Origin of the sequence: Streptomyces sp. NRRL S-340 (assembly GCF_000720185.1) — a bacterium.
Classification (GTDB): Bacteria; Actinomycetota; Actinomycetes; order Streptomycetales; family Streptomycetaceae; genus Streptomyces.
The window spans coordinates 101886-119363 of sequence record NZ_JOIY01000025.1 but is presented as its reverse complement, the minus strand read 5'-3'; the positions used below and the strand labels follow the sequence as shown (position 1 = coordinate 119363).

Sequence of the window (17478 nt, the reverse complement as noted above, 5' to 3'; positions counted from 1 at the left end):
TTCCTGGCAGGAGGGGACCGTCATCCGGTCCTGGCTGCTGGACCTCGCGGTCAACGCCCTCGACGACGACGAGCACCTGGAGAAGCTGCGCGGCTTCGCGGAGGACTCCGGCGAGGGCCGGTGGACCGTCGAGGCGGCCATCGACAACGCCGTGCCGCTGCCCGCGATCACGGCGTCCCTCTTCGCGCGGTTCGCCTCCCGCCAGGAGGACTCGCCGCAGATGAAGATGATCGCCGCGCTGCGCAACCAGTTCGGCGGCCACGCCGTCGAGTCGGCGAAGAAGGACTGATCCGTCGTGGGGGACCTTCTCCTGGTCCGCCACGGTGAGACGGAGTGGAGCCTGTCGGGACAGCACACCAGCCGTACCGACCTGCCCCTCACCCACCACGGCGAGGAACAGGCCAAGCTGCTCGCTCCGCTCCTCACCGGACGGACCTTCGCACGCGTGCTCACCAGCCCGCTGGGCCGGGCCGTGCGCACCGCCGAACTCGCGGGTCTGACCGGCGCCGAGGTGGACGCCGACCTGCACGAGTGGGACTACGGCGGCTACGAGGGCGTGACCACCGCCGAGATACACCGCACCCGGCCCAGCTGGGACCTGTGGACCGACGGAGTGCCGCCGGGTGCCGACGGCGCTCCGGGCGAGTCCCCCGAGGACGTCGGCCGCCGCGCCGACCGGGTGCTCGACCGGGTCGCCCCGGACCTCGCCCGCGACGGCGGTGACGTGGTCCTGGTCGCGCACGCCCACTTCCTGCGGGTGCTGACGGCCCGCAGGCTGGGCCTGCCGCCCGCCGAGGGACGCCTGTTCCAGCTCGCGACGGGCACGGTCAGCCGGCTCTCCACGGAGCACGACCGCCCGGTGATCGCGGAATGGAACACCAGGCCGTAGCCCGGCCTGTCACATCGCTACGAAGGGCCCCGGTCGCGCACCGGGGCCCTTCTCCGTGCGGCCGGGAGGCGTCCCGCGCAAGAGGGCCGGCCGCGCCGGGCGCGCGTTCAGTCCGTGCCGGGTGCCCGCGGGATCCCGTACGCCCGCTCGACCCGAAGGCGCAGCACCAGGCGCCGGTCGCGGACCATCGCGGCGCGGAAGTCGTCCCAGTCGGGGTGTTCGCCCAGGACGTCGCGGTAGAGGCGGACCAGTTCCGCGACGGTCTCGTCGTGCGGGTCCGCGGCGACCGGCGTCAGTTCGGCGGTGCCCTCGACGACCGTGTACGCGCGCCGGTCGGCGCTGGTGACGTGGTAGGAGACGCGCGGGTCCCGGCGCGCGTTGCGGGTCTTGGCGCGGTCGTCGGTGACCGAGACACGCAGGACCCGCTCGTGCGGATCGTAGGCGTGGCTGACGTTCGACAGCTGCGGCCGGCCGTCGCGCTTGAGGGTGACCAGCACGCCGCCGTGACCTTCGGTGAGCAGGGTGAGCAGAGCGGGGTCCGGGGCGGGTTTCGTGTCCTGGGGGTCCTGAGTCATGGCTGTATCGATATCCCGCGACCGTCCAGTCCATCCCCTCCCCTCCATCCCTGCCCTGCCCGTGGCCGCCGTCCGCGGGCGCGTGGCCGGTCGTGCGACGGCCACGCGTAGACAGTGTCTACGTCCTCCTGGTAGACACTGTCCATGGATCAAGCCGAGAAGTCCCCGGGTGGCCTGCGCGAGCGGCTGGTCGACGTCGGGGTGGAACTGGTGGCCTCCCAGGGGGCGCAGACGCTCACCCTGCGGGAGATCGCCCGCCGCGCGGGCGTCTCGCACGGCGCGCCGCGCCGCCACTTCCCCACCCATCTGCACCTGCTGTCGGCCATCGCCCGCCGCGGCTTCGAGGACCTGGCAGACCGGGCCCGTGCGGCGACCGGGGACGGCACGGCGCCCCCGCGCGCCCAGCTCGCCGCGCTGGCCCGGGTCTATCTGGACTTCGCCCTCGGCGAGCGCGGCATGTACGAGCTGATGTTCCGTCACGACCTGCTGGAGAGCGGGCACCTGGGCCTGCGGGAGACGAGCCTGCCGCTGTTCGCGGCCCTGGTGGACCTGGTCGGCCGGGCCCGCCCCGGGGCCGACGCCCGCGCGGTCGCCGGTTCGCTGTGGGCCGGCCTGCACGGCACGGCCCAGCTGTGGGGCTGGGGCAGCCTCCAGCTCGCCACCGGCGCCGACGACGTCGAGCGCGTGCTGCGCACGACACTCGACGCGCACCTCGGCACGGAGGCCCGCGGGTGACCCGCGCGCAACTGGCGACGCTGGTGAGCAGCGTGGCCGGAGCCGTGATCGTCGCCCTGGACGGCACGGTCCTCACCGTCGCGCAGCCCACGCTGCGCCGGGACCTGGACGCGTCGTACGCCCAGGTCCAGTGGAGCAGCACCGGGTACCTCGTGGCGGTGGCGAGCCTGCTGGTGTTCGCCGGGCGGCTCGGGGACCGGTACGGGCACCGGCGGCTGTTCACCGTGGGGATGCTCGGCTTCGCGGCCACGTCGGCGGGCATCGCACTCGCGCCCGGCATCGGCTGGGTGATCGCCCTGCGGACCGCCCAGGGGGTGTGCGGGGCGCTGCTGCAGCCGGCCACGCTGGGGCTGCTGCGGGCGCGGTTCCCCGCCGACCGGCTCGGGACGCCGCTGGCCGTGCGCACCGGCGCGATCGGGGTGGCGGCGGCGGCCGGGCCGCTGCTGGGCGGTGCGCTGGTGGCCGGGCCGGGCTGGCGGGCGGTGTTCCTCCTGAACGTCGCCCCGGCCCTCGTCTTCGGCCTGCTCGCGCTCGCCCTCCCCCGCTCCGTGCCCTCCCCGGCGGTCCGCCACCGGTCCCCGGGTGCGGGGCTCGACCTGCCCGGCGCGCTGCTGCTCGCCCTCGCCCTCGGCTGCGCCGTGCACACCTTGGTCGCGCTGCCGGAGCCCGGCGGGGCGGGACCGGCCGGGCCCGTCGTCACCGTCGTCGCCGTTGTGGGGCTCGTGGCCGGGGTGCTCCTCGTCCGGCACGAGCGGCGCGCCGCCGATCCGCTGCTGCCGCCGGACGTCATCGGTTCCGCCGCCGTCGGTGCCGCCGTCGCCGTCCTGGTGGCCGCGTCGGCGGCGCTGTCCGGGACGCTGTTCGTCGCCACGTACGTCCTCCAGGACAGCCTGGGCCTCGACCCGTTCCAGAGTGCTCTGCGCAGCCTGCCCCTGGCCGCGATGATGGTGCTCGCGGCCCCCGTCGCCCCGCTGCTGGTGCGCCGCGCCGGGGCCCGCCGGACGACCGCGACCGCGATGGCCGTGCTGGCGGTGGGCGTACTGGTGCTCGCCCGGGCCACGGGCGCCGTCGCGCTGTGCGGGGGCTTCGCGCTGCTCGGGGCCGGGTTCGGCACGGTGATGGTCACGGCGACGCAGGTCGTCGTGCGCGAGGCGGCCGTGGCCTTCGCGGGCGTCGCGGGCGGGTTGCAGCAGACCGCGATGAACGTCGGGCCCGCCCTGGGCGTGGCGGCGGCGACCGCGCTGCGCGGGCTCGGCGGCGGCGCGGGACTGCCGCTGGCCGCTCTCGCCTGCGTGGCCGCCGCCGGGGCGCTCACGGCCGCCCGCGCGCTGCCGGAACACACCGGGCCGCGCGCCGGGCCGGCGTTCGGTCACGAGGCGCGGGCCACCACGTCCAGGCGGGGCAGGCGGTGGCCGAGCCGCTCCCGCTTGGTGCGCAGGTAGGTGATGGTGTTCTCGCAGAGCGGGATGTGGTGTGGCCGTGGCGGCCCTCGCGGCCGCGGGCGGCTGCCACGATGGCGGCCTCGGGGACCTCTCGGCCGGGGTCCCGGCCGGTGACCGGGCCGAGGCGTCTCCGGAGGTCTCTCCGGAGACGTGTCCGGGGGGCGCGCGGGACGTGAGCGGGCGGCCCGAGAGGCGGGTGGGGTGCTCGGGTGCCGCGGCACGGTGAAGGGCGCCGGGCCGCCGGGCCCCGACAGGCCTGGGGGCACGGGGTGGTTCACGACCGCCGGGTCTCGACGGGCCTGGGGCGCGGGGCGGTTCACGATCGCCGGAACCCGGCGGGCCTGGTCTGCGGGGCAGTTCACGCTCGACGGGTCTCGACGGGCCCGGGAGTGCGGGGTGGTTCACGACTGCCGGGCCTCGACGGGCGGGCAGGCGTCGGGGAGTTCACGCCCGCCGGCCCGACGCGCCTGGGGTACGGGACGGTTCACGACCGCCCGGCTCGGCGGGTTCGGGTGGCGGGGCAACTCACGACCACCGGGTCCCACGGCCTGGGGTTCAGGTGGTTCACGACCACCGGGTCCCACGGCCTGGGGTTCAGGTGGTTCACGACCACCGGGTCCCACGGCCTGGGGTTCGCGTGGTTCACGACCACCGGCCTCGACGGACGCGCTCGCGCAGGGTGGTTCACGACCACCGGGCCTCGGCGAGCCCGGGGTACGCGCCGGCTCACACCCCCGGACACAAGGGCCCAGCGGCCGCGGGGCGTTCACCCCACCGGCCCCGAAGGTCCTGCCCGAGGGGGTGGGACGGTTCACGCGCGCCGGGGCAGGATCCCGACCGCCGCCACCGGTACGGCGGCCAGCACAAGCCAGGGCACGGCCGGCGGCAGGCCGGAGTCCAGGAGGCTGCCGCTCGCCGCGCTGCCGAGCAGCACGATCAGTCCGGAGACCGAGGACAACGCGCCGGTGTACAGGCCGAGCCGTCCCTCTTCGGCGAGGTCGGGCACCCAGGCCCGCGCGACCGGCGCGACGACCATCTGCCCCAGGCTGAGCAGGACGACGAACCCGGCCGAGGGCAGCAGTCCGGGCGTACCGCTCCATCCGGCCGGCCGGGCCGCCGCCACCACCGCGAACCCGGCGCCGATCACCACCAGCCCGCCCGCCATCGCGCGGCGCGGGGTCAGCCGCTGTCCCGCCCACCGGGTGAGAGGCAGCTGCACGGTCACCGCGAGCAGCGACGAGAGGGCGAACAGCCAGGCCAGCGGCGCCTGCGAACCGGTGGCGCGCTCCACCTCGGCGGGCAGGGCGAGGTAGAGCTGGTTGTAGGCGAGCAGACAGGCGCCGTGGGCGCAGCACAGGGCGAGGAAGCGGCGGTTGCCCAGCAAGTTCCGCACGCCGCCGCGCGCCCGGGTGCGGGGGCGCCCGGGGATGTGCTGCGGCAGCAGCCGGGCGTGCCCGGCGAGGACGAGCACGAAGACCGCGGCGCCGGCCAGGCAGGCGGTGCGGAAGTCCACCGCCAGCAGCAGCGCGCCGAGCAGCGGTCCGGCGAACGCCCCGGTCTGCCCGGACACCGCGAACAGCGCCAGGACCCGGGTGCGGTCGCCGCCGCCCGCCTCCTCCCGGGCGACGGCCTGCCGAAGCACCTCCGACTCGACGGCCGGTGAGAACAGCGCGGCGGCGAACCCGATGAGCAGCACGGCCGTGATGACCGACCAGGTGCGTTCGGCGTAGGCGAGCCAGCAGAACCCGGCGACGCGCAGCGCGCAGCCGGCCAGGACGGCCGGCCGGACGCCGAAGCGGTCGGTGAGTGCCCCGCCGACGACGAACAGACCCTGCTGGCTGAAGGTCCGCAGGCCCAGCACCAGGCCGACCAGCCAGCCCGCCATGCCGATGGCCTGTCCGAGGTGTTCGGCGAGGAAGGGGAGGACGGCGAAGAACCCGATGTTGAAAGCGAGTTGGGTCCAGATCAGCAGCCGGAGCAGGGGTGACAGCGGGGTGCGGCAGGGGCCGGGGCGCAGGGCGGTGAGCGGTGTGGTCATCGCACTCCCGCCCCTTCATCCGCGGTATCCAGCTCCGCTGTGGCATACGGGGGCCGGGCGGCTGACCGGCGGGGGCGCGGGCTGCTGCCCCGCAGTCCTCCGGCCGCGGTCACCGCGAGGGCGCCCAGCAGGGCGAGTACGGCGGCGGGGGCGAGCACCGCCCAGGGGGCGCGTTCGGCGTACGGCTGGTTCTCGGCGAGCAGCAGGCCCCACTCGGGGGACGGGGGCTGGGCGCCGAGACCGAGGAAGCCGAGCGAGGCCAGGGCGAGGGCGACCCCGGGCAGCCGGAGCAGGGCGTGCCGGGCGACGGCCGGGAGGACGGCGGGCAGCAGGTGGCGGCGCAGCAGGTGGCGGCGGCCGGCGCCCAGGCCGCGGGTGGCGGCCAGGTGGAGGGCGGCGCGTTCCTGCCGCAGCAGGGCGGAGGTGTGGGCGGCGAGCGGTGCCCAGGCGACGGCGGCCACGGCGAGCGCGGGGGTGGCGGGACCGCTGCCCAGGACGGCGGTGGCGAGGAGGGCCGCGAGGACGGGCGGGACCGCGTTGGCGGTGTCGACGAGCGGCCCGGACAGCCGGGGCAGCAGCCCGAGCAGGACGCCTGCGAGCAGGCAGGCCGTGCTGATCGCGAGGGCGGGCAGCACGGTGTCCAGGGCTCCGTGTCCGACGCGGGCGAGCAGGTCGCGGCCGAGCGCGTCGGTGCCGAACGGGTGCCGGAGCGAGGGGGCCCGCAGCCGGTCGGTGGGGTTCAGGGCGAGCGGGTCGCGCGGCAGGCCGGGCAGGACGACGGCGAGGAGCAGGCCGCCGTGCAGGAGCGGGAGGGCGCGGCGGGCGCTCGGCCGGGGCGGGTGCAGGGTGGGCAGGGCGCCGTCGCGCACGGCGGGGCCGGTGAGCAGGCGGGCCGCGAGGCGGGCGGCCGGGGAGGCGGCGGCCGCGAGGAGGACGAGAACGAGGGTGCCTGCCTGGAGCACGGGCAGGTCCTGGGCGAGGGCGGCCTGGAGGGTGGTGCGGCCGAGCCCGGGGATGTCGAAGACCTGCTCGACGGCGACGGCTCCGCCGGTCAGTCCGACGGCGAACAGCCCGAGGTTGGGCAGCAGTCCGGGCAGGCAGCGGTGCAGGGCGTGGCGGGCGACGCGGCGGCGCGGCAGGCCGCGCGCGGCGGCGGCCTTCGCCCAGGGTTCGGCGAACGCGCCCGGCAGCAGGTCGTCCAGGAGCCGTCCGAGCACGGCTCCTGCGGGCAGGCCGAGGGCGAGCGCGGGCAGCACGGTCCAGCGGGGTCCGTACCAGCCGAGCGCGGGCAGCCAGCCGAGCTGCACCCCGACGACGGTGGCGAGCACGGAGGCGGTGAGGAACTCGGGCAGCGCGGCGAGCATCGCGGATGCCGAGCCCCCGCCGGGCCCGCGGGGCGCACGCCCGCGGGCGCCCCGGCGCAGGGTGGGGGCGCACACGAGCGCGGCGGTGGCGACGGCGACGGCCAGCGCCACCGCCATCAGCAGCAGCGACGCGCTCAGGGCCCGCAGCACGGCGGGGGTGACCGCCTCCCCCGACAGCCACGACCGCCCGGCGTCCGCGCGCACCAGCCCGCCGAACCAGTGCGCGAGGAGCCGCAGCGGGCCGTCGTCCAGACCGAGCCGGTCGCGGATGTCGGCGAGCACCTCGGGGGTGGGGTCGCGGTCCGCCGAGCGGGCCTTGAGGACGGTGAGTGCCGGGTCGGTGCGCGTCAGCCAGGGCAGCAGGCCGATGCCGCCCAGCAGTGCGGCGGCGATCCCGGCCCGCCACACGACGGCCCCCAGGACGCCCCGGAGCCGGCCCGGACGGCCGCCTCCGCCGCGGCCGGTCCGGTCGGCGCTGTTTCCGTCGACGCCGATTCCGCCGGAGCCGATTCCGCTGACGTCATCGCCGCCGGCGGCGTTTCCGGCGACGCCGTCGACGTCGTTGCTGTTCCCCGTGCTCCTGAGCCGCCCGCTGCCGGTGGTCCCGGCGGCGCTGTTCCCGGTGGTCGCCATGGGCTCAGCGGCGGGTTCCGGTGCCGATGAGGACACGCTCGTACGGGTCGAGGAGCACGCCCTTCACCGAGGTGGCGACGCCGGTGATGACACGCTGGTGGACCAGCGGGACCACGGCGTCGGTGCCGAGGACCGCCGCCTCGGCCGCCATGGCGGCGTCCTGGCGTCCAGCGCTGTCGGCGGTGCCCTCGGCCTTCGCCACGGCCCGGTCGACACCGCGGTCGCACAGCCGGGCCAGGTTGTATCCGCCGTCGCAGGTGTAGTCGCTCGCGAGCACCGCGACGGGGTCGCCCGTGTCGACGAGGGTGTTGCGGGCGAGCACGACGCCGTCGAACCTGCCCGCCAGCGCGTCGGTCTCCAGTCGCGAGTACTCCCGTACGACCAGCTCGACCTGGAACCCGGCCTTCTCCAGCTGCTGCTCGATCACCTGGGCGGCCTCGGGGAGTTCGGGCCGGTTGTCGTAGGTGGCGAGGGTGACCTCGGCTCCGCCGGGCGTGGCGGCCCGCGCCCTGCCCGCGGGGCGGAGGCGCTTGCCCTCGGCCCAGGTGACGGCGGGTCCGTAGATCCCGGCGCCGGTGTCGGCATGGCCCTCGTACACCCCGCGGGCGAGGGCGGAGGTGTCCACCGCGGCACGGGCGGCGGCCCGCAGCGCCGGGTCCTTGAACGGCCCCGAGCCACTGTTGAGCAGCAGGGCCGTGGTGCGGGTGGTGGCGGTCTCCCGGCGGGTCGCCGCGTCGAGGGTGGCGGCCTGGGCGACCGGGACCGCCTCGGCGACGTCGACCTGGCCGGTGCGCAGCGCGTTGGCGCGTGCGGTGCCGTCGGCGATGAAGCGTGCGTCGACCCCGGAGGCCTGGGCACGGCCTCCCCAGTAGTCGTCGAACCGGTCGAGCGTGGCGGACGTGCTGCCGTGGACCTCGGTGAGTGCGAACGGCCCGGTGCCGGTGCCGACCGGGTCCACCCGCCCGTCCTTGCCGCCGTACGCCTTGGCGGACAGCACGGCCAGGCTCGGGCTGGACAGCCGCAGCGGGAGTACGGGGTCGCTGTCGCCGGTGGTGACGCGGATCCGGTGGCTGCCCTCGGGCCGGGCGGTGAGGGTGACGCCCGCCAGGGCGGCGGGCGCGGGCCTGGCCCGGGTGGCGTGGGTGAGGGCGGCGGCGACGGCGGACGGGGTGACCTCGGTGCCGTCCTGGAAGGCGGCCTCGCGCAGGGTGAACAGCCAGGTGCGGTCGTTCTCGCGCCGCCAGGACCGGGCGAGCGCGGGCGTGGCCGCCCCGTTGGCGTCGAGTGCGGTCAGGCCCTCGGTGACGCCGAGCCGGCTGAGGATCGTGGCGTCCGCGCCGTACGGCGAGAGGTTCTCGGCGGGCGGGAAGGCGAGTGCGACGCGCAGGCGCGTGCCGCTCTCGGCGCCGCCGGAACCACCGCTCGCGCCGCCGTCACCGGAGGCGAAGCAGGCGGACAGGAGCGGGGTGAGCAGGAGGGCGGCGAGCAGCCGGGGGCGGGGGAAGGCCCGGTGCGCGCGGCGGGCGGGGCGCTGGGAGCGGGGAGGGCGACGGTGCGGCATGGTCCTCGTTCTGGATCTCGTGCTGAGGGCTGACCGGCAGACTACATGAAAATGATTTCCATGAGCTCCCCGGGACGGCAGCCGTCACCGCGTCACACCATGGGCACCTCGAAGTGCACGATCCCCTGCCCGCCGACGGGATCCTCCCGCTCGTCGTGCACGACCTTGCCGAGGGACCGCCAGAACCCTTCCGCGCCGGGCACGGCCGGGTCGGTGTGCAGGTAGACGGAGCGGTAGCCGCCGTCGGCCGCCGCGAACGCGAGCAGTTCCCCGACGAGCCGCCGGGCCAGGCCGCGCCTGCGGTGCCCGGGACGGACGTAGACGCGGCGCAGTTGCGCGGTCTCCCCGGAGGGGTAGCGCTCGGCGAGGTGGCGGGGGTTGGGCGGATGCGCGGGACCGCGCGCGTCGAGGGCGGCGGTGCCGACGACGTCGCCCGCGGCGCCGTCGACCGCGACCAGCAGGGTGTGCCGGGCCGGGGCGAGGTAGGCGGCGGCCGGGTCGATGATGTCGCCGTGCCAGCGGGGCACGTAGCCGGTGCCGAAGTCGCGGTACACGGTGTCGAGCATCACCGCACGGGCGCCCTCCAGGTCACCGGGTTCCGCGGTTCGGATGCTGTAGTCACTCTCACGCACCTGCACATCATATGCATCAAGGTCGGAGGCTGGTCCGGGGGGAGGAAGACCGTGCCCGGCGGGCGTCCGCGGCATGCCAAGATGACGTCCTGACAGTCACTCACCACGGTTCTCCCGGTGGCGGGTTGCGAGCCCAGGACGGAGCCAGGCAGCGATGACCTCCCCCAGCAGCGGCGGCGGCGCCCTCGCGCGCGAGATAGACACCAGCAAGCCCCACCCGGCCCGGATGTACGACTACTTCCTCGGCGGCAAGGACCACTACGAGGTCGACCAGCAGGCCGCCGAGCAGTTCATGAAGGCGGCACCGGAGGTGCGGGCGGGGGTCCTCGCCAACCGGCGCTTCATGCACCGCGCCGTGCGGCACGTCGTCGGCGAGGGCGGCGTCCGGCAGATCCTCGACGTGGGCACGGGCCTGCCCACGGAACCGAACGTCCACCAGATCGCCCACGCCATCGCCCCTGACACCCGCATCGCCTACGTCGACAACGACCCGATCGTCAGCACGCACTCGATGGCCCTGCTGGAGGGCACCGGCACCTCCGTGGTCCTGGCCGACCTGCGCGACCCGCGCGCCGTCCTGGACCACCCCGAGGTGCGCCGGGTGATCGACTTCGGCGAACCGGTGGCGCTGCTCCTGGTGGCCGTCGTGCACTTCCTCGCCGACGAGGACGACCCCGAAGGCGTCGTGGCCACCCTGCGCGACGCGCTGCCCGTCGGCTCCTACCTCGTCCTCTCGCACGCCACGGGTGACGTCCACGAGGACCGGCGCGAGGACGCGGCGGCCGTCTACCAGCGCGCCACCGCCTCCCTGAACCTGCGCCCGCACGCCCGGGTGCTGGACTTCTTCGGCGACTTCACCCTGGTCGAGCCGGGGCTGGTGAAGGTCACCGACTGGCGTCCCGACGAGGCCCCGGAGGCCGGTGCGCCGCCGATCGGCATCTACGGCGCAGTGGCACGCAAGGACCACTGACCCGCCCCACCGCCGCTGCCGGCACCTGGGCTGCCCGCGTCCCGGTGGGGCGGGAGGGGGGCAGCACGGGGATCACCGGCATCAGCCGGTGACCCCCAGGGCGCCGAGCAGCATCGGCAAGGAGGCGTGCAACTCGCGTTGCCAGTAGGGCCAGCCGTGTGTTCCCGGGCCGTAGAAGTGCGTGGTCAGGTGGTGCGCGCCCACACGCTTCAGTTCGGCGGCGAGGGCGTGGTTCTGGCGGTTGAAGTCGGCCTCCAGGTCGCTGGTGCGGCCCGGCGGGTCCAGGGGGCCGGTGGTGCCGTCCCCGCACGACAGGTAGACGGGGAGCGCCCTGAGCCTCCCGGCGAGGTGGAACGGGTCGTGCGCCTGCCAGATGCGGCGCTGTGCGACCGGGTCGCCCCACACCCGCAGCGGATCGTCGCCCTGGCCGGCGAAGAACCCCATGATGCGCGCCACCGACTCGTCGTTCAGCAGCGGGTGGGCCGAGCCCGAGTAGGTGGCGACCGCCCTGAACATGCCCGGATGCCGGGCGGCGTAGAGCAGCGCGCCCTGGCCTCCCATCGACAGGCCGGCCACCACACGGTCGCGGCCCGCGCCCCAGTCACGCTCCAGGAGCCGGCGCAGTTCCACGGTGTGGAACGTCTCCCAGGCCGGGTCGCCGCCCCGGCCGCCGTTCCACCAGTCGCTGTACCAGCCGTTCCAGCCGGCCTCGGGCATGACGACGAGCACGTGGCGCAGGCCGTCGATCCGCGCGACGTCGGTCATGGCCGTCCACGACGTGTAGTTGCCGCAGCAGCCGTGCAGGAGCCACAGGGTGGGCCAGTGCCGGTGGCGGTCGCCGGGGTCCCAGCCGTCGGGGGTGAGCAGCCGGACCTCGACCGTCCGGCCGCCCAGGGCCGCCGAGCGCACCGACAGGTCGACCTGGCGGTCGGCGACCTGGGTGCGGGCCACGACCTCGGCACCGTGCGGGCCCGGCGGGCGGGGAGCGCCGGCTGCCACTGCCTGCCTGGCGCCCGCGGCGGTCGCGGTGGGCACGGCACCCGTCTCGGGTGCTCCGGGCGGGGCGCCCGTGGCCGACGCCGGGCCCGTCGGCGCGAGGACGAGCAGGACGGCGGCGAGGACGAACAGGCCAGGTGTGCGCAGGCGGGCGCGCACGCTGGACGGACGAGTGCGGGAGCGGGTTCTCGGACGTGACTCGACGGCCGGGGCCGTCTCGGTGGTGGGCACGGCGGCTCCTGCGGTGGGCTCGATGCTGCATGAACGTTTCGACAGAGGCGACCGTCAGTGCCTGCGGGGCAGGATCATCAGGGCGTCTCCGACGGGACGTTCGCCGCCGGCGTCGGAGGGGTCGTTGACGACCTTGCCGTCGGTCACCATGGTGGTCGAGCCGCCGCCGTCGAGGTTGACCGCGTCGCGCAGTCCGAGCGCCCTGGCGACGCCGGCGCTCTCGGCGATGCTGAGGCCCAGTGAGGCGGTACTGCGGCCGTCGGCGGTGACGAGCACGGTACGGCCCGCGGCGTCCACCCCGGCCAGCGTGCGCGGGTTGCGCTTGTGCACCCAGCCGTAGTACCAGCTCGGGTCGCCCGGGTGCACCATGCCGTCGGTCGCGGGAGTGATGTGGATCCTGCCGTCGCGGACCAGTTCGGGACCGGCGTTCACGATGTCGGTCCTGGGCGACGGCGAGACGCGGTGCCCCTGCTCGTCCCGCAGGGTCGTCGCCACGCGCAGGTGGCCGCCGACGCGGGCGAGGCCGCTCAGTTGGGCGACGCGCCGGCCGGTCGCCTGGACGGAGCTGCCACCGGACGGCAGCGGTCCGCCACGCGGCGAACGCACCTCGACGACCCGGTGACGGGCGTCCATGACGGCCTCCAGCCCCTCACCCGCCGGGGTGCTCGGCCCGAAGTCGGGTGTGAAGGCGAGGAGTTCGTCGGGATTGGTGCAGGTGACGTCGTGCAGCGGGGCGGAGGTCGGGAGGTCGCCCGCACTGCCGCCGCAGTTCCTGATCAGGCCGGGCACCCGGTTGATGCCGCTCAGCCGCAGCGAGGCGCTGCGGCCGGAGACGCTTCCCTGCCAGGTGAGCCGGGCGATCTGCGTCCGCCGGCCGTCGTCGTGCACCACCAGACCGGGGCGCCCGCTCACCGGTTCGCTCAGCAGCCGTCCGTCGTAGACGCCCACGCCCGCCGGGTCGCCCGGGGCGCCCGCGGCGGGGTCCAGGACGAAGAAGCCGGCGTTCACCGCCGCGGTCGCGCCCGCCTCCTGCGACAGCCGGCTGGTCGTCTCGCGGCTCTCCAGGTCCGGGCCGTACGACGCCTGGAGGCTGCCGTCGAACCGCCGCGGGTCGATGGTGAGCACGTCGACGTGCCAGGGGCCCCTGGCCGAGGAGTCGCCGTCCCAGCCGGTGTACACGGCCGATCCGGTGTACCCGGCGGCCCTCAGACGTGTCCGTTCGGCCGTCGCGGCGGTCTGCGAGCCGAACGAGCCGACGCGCACCCGCCAGCCGAGGGTTCCTCCGGCGTAGTCGGCCGCCCTGGGTGTCCGCACTTCTTCCGCGCGGGCCTGGAAACCGCGCCGCACGAGGTCCGCGGCCAGGTCCTCCGCGCTGGCCTCCTCCTTGAGGACGGCGGGCGGTGCGTCCGGGTCGGGCGAGCCGGCACCGCCGGGAATGGTCACCTCGACCGTCCAGGACAGCGCCGGGGCGTCCTCGCCGCGCACGATGCGGGTGAGGGTGACGCCCGGCTGAAGGGTCGTCGTGGTACGGGTCTCGGCCAGGTCCGCGGGGCCCAGGGGCAGGACGTGCCCGCCCCGCTGCGTTCCCGGGGGCGCCGCCGTGGACGCCTGCGCCGGCAGGGCGCCGAACACGACCAGGACGCCGAGCACGGCACCCGCACCGCACACTCTCTTCTTCACTCTGCACCGCCTGTGGGAAGGGATGTCGAAGATGAGGCAGAAGTTCGTCGCAACGGCCCTTCCCCGGGACGGTCACGACCATGCGCGGCACCCGTCTCGGGACACCGGTCGCGGGACGCCGCCGTGTCGTCTCGCAGCGGCTCGACTCCGCTCGGCCCGGCCCGACGCGACTCCGCTCGGCTCATCCGACCGACACCCGGCACCCGACGCCCGGCGCCCGGCACCCGACGCCGGGCGCCGGATGCCGGGCGCCGTGCCGTACCGGCGTGGCGTTCCGCGGGTACGGCACGGCCGCCCGGTGCCCGCCGCGACCAGGTGACCGGGAGGGGAGTCGACCGGGCCCGGTGCGGCGGACGGGGTGTCACCTCACGCGGTGTGCAGTGTCAGTCCGTACCGCCCGAGGATCTCGTTCACCGGCTGGAACCACGTCTCGCCGCCGGAGCTGCAGTTGCCCCACCCGCCGGACGTGACGCCCTGGGCCTGGTCGCCGCTGATGAACGAGCCCCCGGAGTCGCCGGGTTCGGCGCAGACGTTGGTCTTCGTCATCTGGTGGACGGCGCCCTCGCTGTAGTTGACCGTCTCGTTCTTGGCGAGGACGGTGCCGCAGTGCCAGTGCGAGGTCGAGCCCGAGCGGCAGATCGACGCGCCGATCGGGGCCTCGGCCGAGCCGCGGACCAGCTGGTCGGAGACGGTCCCCCAGCCGAGCACGACCGGTACGGTCCACCAGCCGCTGCCCACGCTGACCCAGGCGTAGTCGTTGTCGGGGAACGAGGAGCCCTGGAAGGTGCCGACGTAGGAGTGGTCCCAGCCGCTGACGCCCATGCCGGGCCGGCCGCAGTGTCCGGCCGTGACGAAACCGCCGTACACCGAGAAGCCGATGGAGCAGCGGACGTTGCCCGTGTAGTACGGGTCGCCGCCCACGGTTCCGGCGGCCAGCGTGCGCGGGGCCTGACGGGTCTCCTCCACGGTCACCGGGCCGGCGGCGCGGGCTCGGGCGAGGAACGTCCTGACATCGTTGTCGTCCTTGTGTGCGGCGACCACGGTGACGGTGACCGCCCCGGCGCGCGGGTCGACGTGCCAGCCGCTGACCCCCTTCGGGGCACGCAGCGCGTCCAACGCGTCCTTCGCCGCGTTCAGTTGGCTTTCCGTGTGGCGGGTGTGCACGGTGCGGGCACCGGTGGCCTCCACCGCCGTGCGGCGGGTGTCGTCGGTGAGGGCGACCACCAGGGCGTCGCTCTTCGGGTCGAACCACGAGCCGCCGTACGCCGCTCCGGCGGCCTTGCGCGCGGCCTGTTCGACCGTGCGCGCCGATGCCTCCGCGGCGAGGCGGGCCTTGGCCTGCCGTTCCGTCAGGTGCAGGTCGTGCCGGAGGGCGGAGACGAGGGCCGCGGACGCCGGGGCGCCGGCGGCGGAGGGGGCGGGAAGGCCGTGGGTGGGGGCGGACGGGGTGGCGGCCGTCGCCTGACCGCCGCTCAGGCCGGCGGCGGCGGTGGCCAGCAGGACCGCCCCGGTCAGGGCGGCGCGCAGAACTGTCGTGCGTCTCATGTGGGTTGCTGCCTCTCGTCGTTCCGGTCACGACGGGACCTCGTCCCCTCGTGACGGTGGGGGTGGAGCGGAAGGGCATGCGGAGTGAGAGCGCTCTCAAAGGGGGTGCAGGGAAGAGGGTAGCCGGGGAGATAGATCAGGTCCATGCCAAGTTCAGGGGACCCGCGCAGAACTTCTCGGCGTACGATCCGCGACGACCCCGCGCGCCGCGCCGCGCCCCGCCACCACACGCGACGCGTGCCGCCGGCCGACGGCGCGCGCGACGAGGACACCGCACATGAACGATCCGTCCCCCTCCTTCGAGTACCTGCCCGGCTCACCCGACTCCCCCGTCGTACTGCACGTCCCGCACTCCTCGCGGACCGTCCCGGCCGCCGTCCGGCGGGGCATCACGCTCGACGACGCCGCCCTCGCCCGCGAACTGGACCACATCACCGACGCGCACACCGCCGGCATCGCGGCAGCCGCCGCCGAGCGCTGCGCCGTCACCCCGTGGCGTTTCGTGAACCGCCTCTCGCGGCTGGTGACCGACCCCGAGCGCTTCCCCGACGAGCGCGAGGAGATGCTGGCCGTCGGCATGGGCGCCGTGTACACCCGCACCACGCACGGGGAGGAACTGCGCCCGGCCTCCTTCGACGGACGCCCCCTGGTGGAGCGGTACTTCCGGCCGTACGCCGCCGCCATGACCGAGGCGGTCGGGGAGCGGCTGGCGGCCGTGGGCCGGGCCGTGATCATCGACGTGCACTCGTACCCGGCCGAACGCCTCCCCTACGAGCTGCACGGCGACGGGCCGCGCCCCGCGGTCTGCCTCGGCAGCGACGGCTTCCACACCCCGGCCCGCCTCCTGGACCAGGCCGCGAAGGCCTTCGAGGGGGTCGGCGACCTGGGGGTCGACAGCCCGTTCCGGGGCGCCTACGTACCCCTGGAGTACTACGGGACCGACCGCCGGGTCGCCGCGCTGATGATCGAGATCCGGCGGGACGGGTACATGCGCGAGCCGGGCGGCCCGGCCGACGGCCCCGGAGTGCGGGCGCTCGCCGGCGCGCTGGCCCGGCTCGTCGACGCGGTGAGTACGGTCTGAGGCCGCCTGGGCCGCCGGAGGGGAACAGGCCCTTGCACCCCCGGCCGGCCACGTGCTCGGCCGGCGTCCTTGACCGTGCGTGCACGAGATCGATTCCTTCAGTGCCCGTCTCGCGCGCATCGGCTTCATGCACCGCCGGTCGTGACGGAAGGTTACCGCTGGGGGCGACTTCAGATGCGATGCCCCTGGTTGGGAAGGGAGTGCTTCCATGATGGATGAACCGATCCTGGTGCTCGCCGCGACAGGCGGACAGGGCGGGGCGGTGACCGACGCGCTGCTGAGCCGCGGGGCCCGGATCAGGGCCCTGGTCCGGGCCCCGGCCGGGAGTCCGCGCGGGCCTTGGCCGGGCAGGGCGTCGACGTGGTGGCGGGCTCCCTGAGCGATCGAGATTCGCTCGCCGCGGCGATGAGGGGGGGCCGGTGTCTTCGCGTTCACCACGCCGTTCGAGGCCGGTGTCGATGCGGAGGTGGGTCAGGGGCGGGCGATTCTCTCCGCCGCCACGCGGGAACACGTTCCGCACCTGGTGTTCAGCTCGGTCGCCGGGGCCGACCAGGACAGCGGGGTACCGCATTTCGAGAGCAAGGCCCGCATCGAGACGGAACTGGCCGCGGGCGATGTCCCGTACACGATCCTCGGGCCGACGTACTTCGAGGAGGCCGGCGGCTCCACGGACCAGTTGACCATCGTCCTGCGTGAACGCGGCCTGCGCCGGCTGACCCCGCTCGCCGACGCGTCGTACGGGACAGTCCGCCTGCTGGGCCTGCTCGCCCTGCTCTACGACCCGGACCCGCCGGCGTTCACCTGTATCGAGGAGATCGACCACGGGCTGCATCCGCAAGCCCTGGAACTCGTCGTGCAGCGGTTGCGTGAAGCCGCCGAGCGGACGCAGTTCATCGTGGCCACCCACTCCCCCGCGCTCGTCAACCGGCTGCGGCCAAAGGAGTTCGTGGTGTGCGACCGCGACGACGACGGTGTGTCGATCATCCCCGCGCTGACCGTGGACGAAGTGAAGGCCATCGTCGAGGAGTCCGGCGAACAGCCCCTCGGAGAGCTGTGGTTCTCAGGCGTCCTCGGCGGCGACCTCACCGGAGGTGAACTGTGACCCC

At 75.3% G+C, this 17478-nt stretch carries 14 protein-coding genes and 2 pseudogenes; 8 read left to right on the top strand and 8 right to left on the bottom strand.

Annotation, left to right across the window (positions count from 1 at the left end; all coding sequences use genetic code 11):
- Together IG64_RS20580 and IG64_RS20575 are read left to right on the top strand one after the other, a co-directional pair.
- Positions 1 to 289, top strand: a pseudogene (locus IG64_RS20580) (6-phosphogluconate dehydrogenase); the annotation flags it as partial.
- A 6-nt stretch (positions 290 to 295) separates the two neighbouring features.
- Positions 296 to 889 (top strand): histidine phosphatase family protein, encoded by a 594-nt coding sequence (locus IG64_RS20575; protein ID WP_037858322.1) that lies wholly within the window; start codon positions 296 to 298, stop codon positions 887 to 889.
- A gap of 107 nt (positions 890 to 996) precedes the next feature.
- Here the strand turns inward: IG64_RS20575 and IG64_RS20570 are convergent, their stop codons facing one another.
- A complete protein-coding gene (locus IG64_RS20570; protein WP_037858320.1) occupies positions 997 to 1464 on the bottom strand; it encodes a TIGR03618 family F420-dependent PPOX class oxidoreductase in 468 nt (155 codons plus the stop codon).
- Positions 1465 to 1608: 144 nt separating this feature from the next.
- On the opposite strand from IG64_RS20570, the gene IG64_RS20565 reads away from it, so the two are divergent.
- Together IG64_RS20565 and IG64_RS20560 are read left to right on the top strand one after the other, a co-directional pair.
- A complete protein-coding gene (locus IG64_RS20565; RefSeq protein WP_037858318.1) occupies positions 1609 to 2199 on the top strand; it encodes a TetR/AcrR family transcriptional regulator in 591 nt (196 codons plus the stop codon).
- Positions 2196 to 3641 (top strand): MFS transporter, encoded by a 1446-nt coding sequence (locus tag IG64_RS20560; RefSeq protein ID WP_078884112.1) that lies wholly within the window; start codon positions 2196 to 2198, stop codon positions 3639 to 3641. The genes IG64_RS20565 and IG64_RS20560 overlap by 4 nt, the downstream gene beginning before the upstream one ends.
- A gap of 811 nt (positions 3642 to 4452) precedes the next feature.
- Here IG64_RS20560 and IG64_RS20555 read toward each other — a convergent pair.
- The 4 genes from IG64_RS20555 to IG64_RS20540 all read right to left on the bottom strand — a co-directional run bounded on the left by IG64_RS20555 (position 4453) and on the right by IG64_RS20540 (position 9803).
- A complete protein-coding gene (locus IG64_RS20555) occupies positions 4453 to 5679 on the bottom strand; it encodes an MFS transporter (RefSeq protein ID WP_037858316.1) in 1227 nt (408 codons plus the stop codon).
- The gene (locus IG64_RS20550; RefSeq protein ID WP_234438573.1) at positions 5676 to 7676 is read right to left on the bottom strand and encodes an ABC transporter permease subunit; all 2001 of its coding nucleotides are present in this window, start codon (positions 7674 to 7676) and stop codon (positions 5676 to 5678) included. The genes IG64_RS20555 and IG64_RS20550 overlap by 4 nt, the downstream gene beginning before the upstream one ends.
- Positions 7677 to 7680: 4 nt before the next feature.
- Positions 7681 to 9237 carry an ABC transporter substrate-binding protein gene (locus IG64_RS20545; protein WP_051813136.1) on the bottom strand — a complete coding sequence of 519 codons (1557 nt, stop codon included), beginning with the start codon at positions 9235 to 9237 and terminating at the stop codon, positions 7681 to 7683.
- 92 nt (positions 9238 to 9329) lie between these two features.
- Complete coding sequence (locus tag IG64_RS20540) at positions 9330 to 9803, bottom strand: GNAT family N-acetyltransferase (RefSeq protein WP_078884115.1); 474 nt, start codon at positions 9801 to 9803, stop codon at positions 9330 to 9332.
- A 220-nt stretch (positions 9804 to 10023) separates the two neighbouring features.
- On the opposite strand from IG64_RS20540, the gene IG64_RS20535 reads away from it, so the two are divergent.
- The gene (locus IG64_RS20535) at positions 10024 to 10839 is read left to right on the top strand and encodes an SAM-dependent methyltransferase (RefSeq protein ID WP_037858315.1); all 816 of its coding nucleotides are present in this window, start codon (positions 10024 to 10026) and stop codon (positions 10837 to 10839) included.
- A gap of 81 nt (positions 10840 to 10920) precedes the next feature.
- Here IG64_RS20535 and IG64_RS20530 read toward each other — a convergent pair whose 3' ends face one another.
- From IG64_RS20530 to IG64_RS20520, 3 genes are all read right to left on the bottom strand, one after another.
- Positions 10921 to 11994 carry an alpha/beta hydrolase gene (locus IG64_RS20530; protein WP_037858353.1) on the bottom strand — a complete coding sequence of 358 codons (1074 nt, stop codon included), beginning with the start codon at positions 11992 to 11994 and terminating at the stop codon, positions 10921 to 10923.
- A gap of 126 nt (positions 11995 to 12120) precedes the next feature.
- Positions 12121 to 13746 carry a phosphodiester glycosidase family protein gene (locus IG64_RS20525; RefSeq protein ID WP_234438572.1) on the bottom strand — a complete coding sequence of 542 codons (1626 nt, stop codon included), beginning with the start codon at positions 13744 to 13746 and terminating at the stop codon, positions 12121 to 12123.
- Between the two features lie 366 nt (positions 13747 to 14112).
- Positions 14113 to 15291 (bottom strand): S1 family peptidase, encoded by a 1179-nt coding sequence (locus IG64_RS20520; protein ID WP_037858312.1) that lies wholly within the window; start codon positions 15289 to 15291, stop codon positions 14113 to 14115.
- Between the two features lie 277 nt (positions 15292 to 15568).
- On the opposite strand from IG64_RS20520, the gene IG64_RS20515 reads away from it, so the two are divergent.
- The 3 genes and pseudogenes from IG64_RS20515 (at position 15569) to IG64_RS43285 (ending at position 17474) form a co-directional block, all read left to right on the top strand.
- Positions 15569 to 16372: an N-formylglutamate amidohydrolase gene (locus IG64_RS20515; protein ID WP_037858310.1), complete on the top strand. Its 804-nt coding sequence runs from the start codon at positions 15569 to 15571 to the stop codon at positions 16370 to 16372.
- Between the two features lie 208 nt (positions 16373 to 16580).
- Positions 16581 to 16973, top strand: a pseudogene (locus IG64_RS43290) (NmrA family NAD(P)-binding protein); the annotation flags it as partial.
- Complete coding sequence (locus IG64_RS43285; protein WP_420709950.1) at positions 16962 to 17474, top strand: AAA family ATPase; 513 nt, start codon at positions 16962 to 16964, stop codon at positions 17472 to 17474. The pseudogene IG64_RS43290 and the gene IG64_RS43285, both read left to right, overlap by 12 nt.
- The last annotated feature ends 4 nt before the right edge of the window (positions 17475 to 17478 follow it).

Excerpts from the sequence above, each read along its gene's own strand:
- IG64_RS20520 (WP_037858312.1), bottom strand. The coding sequence starts at position 15,291 with ATGAGACGCACGACAGTTCTGCGCGCCGCCCTGACCGGGGCGGTCCTG.
- IG64_RS20515 (WP_037858310.1), top strand. The coding sequence starts at position 15,569 with ATGAACGATCCGTCCCCCTCCTTCGAGTACCTGCCCGGCTCACCCGAC.
- IG64_RS20535 (WP_037858315.1), top strand. The coding sequence starts at position 10,024 with ATGACCTCCCCCAGCAGCGGCGGCGGCGCCCTCGCGCGCGAGATAGAC.
- IG64_RS20570 (WP_037858320.1), bottom strand. The coding sequence starts at position 1,464 with ATGACTCAGGACCCCCAGGACACGAAACCCGCCCCGGACCCCGCTCTG.
- IG64_RS20565 (WP_037858318.1), top strand. The coding sequence starts at position 1,609 with ATGGATCAAGCCGAGAAGTCCCCGGGTGGCCTGCGCGAGCGGCTGGTC.
- IG64_RS20540 (WP_078884115.1), bottom strand. The coding sequence starts at position 9,803 with ATGCTCGACACCGTGTACCGCGACTTCGGCACCGGCTACGTGCCCCGC.
- IG64_RS20550 (WP_234438573.1), bottom strand. The coding sequence starts at position 7,676 with ATGGCGACCACCGGGAACAGCGCCGCCGGGACCACCGGCAGCGGGCGG.
- IG64_RS20555 (WP_037858316.1), bottom strand. The coding sequence starts at position 5,679 with ATGACCACACCGCTCACCGCCCTGCGCCCCGGCCCCTGCCGCACCCCG.
- IG64_RS20545 (WP_051813136.1), bottom strand. The coding sequence starts at position 9,237 with ATGCCGCACCGTCGCCCTCCCCGCTCCCAGCGCCCCGCCCGCCGCGCG.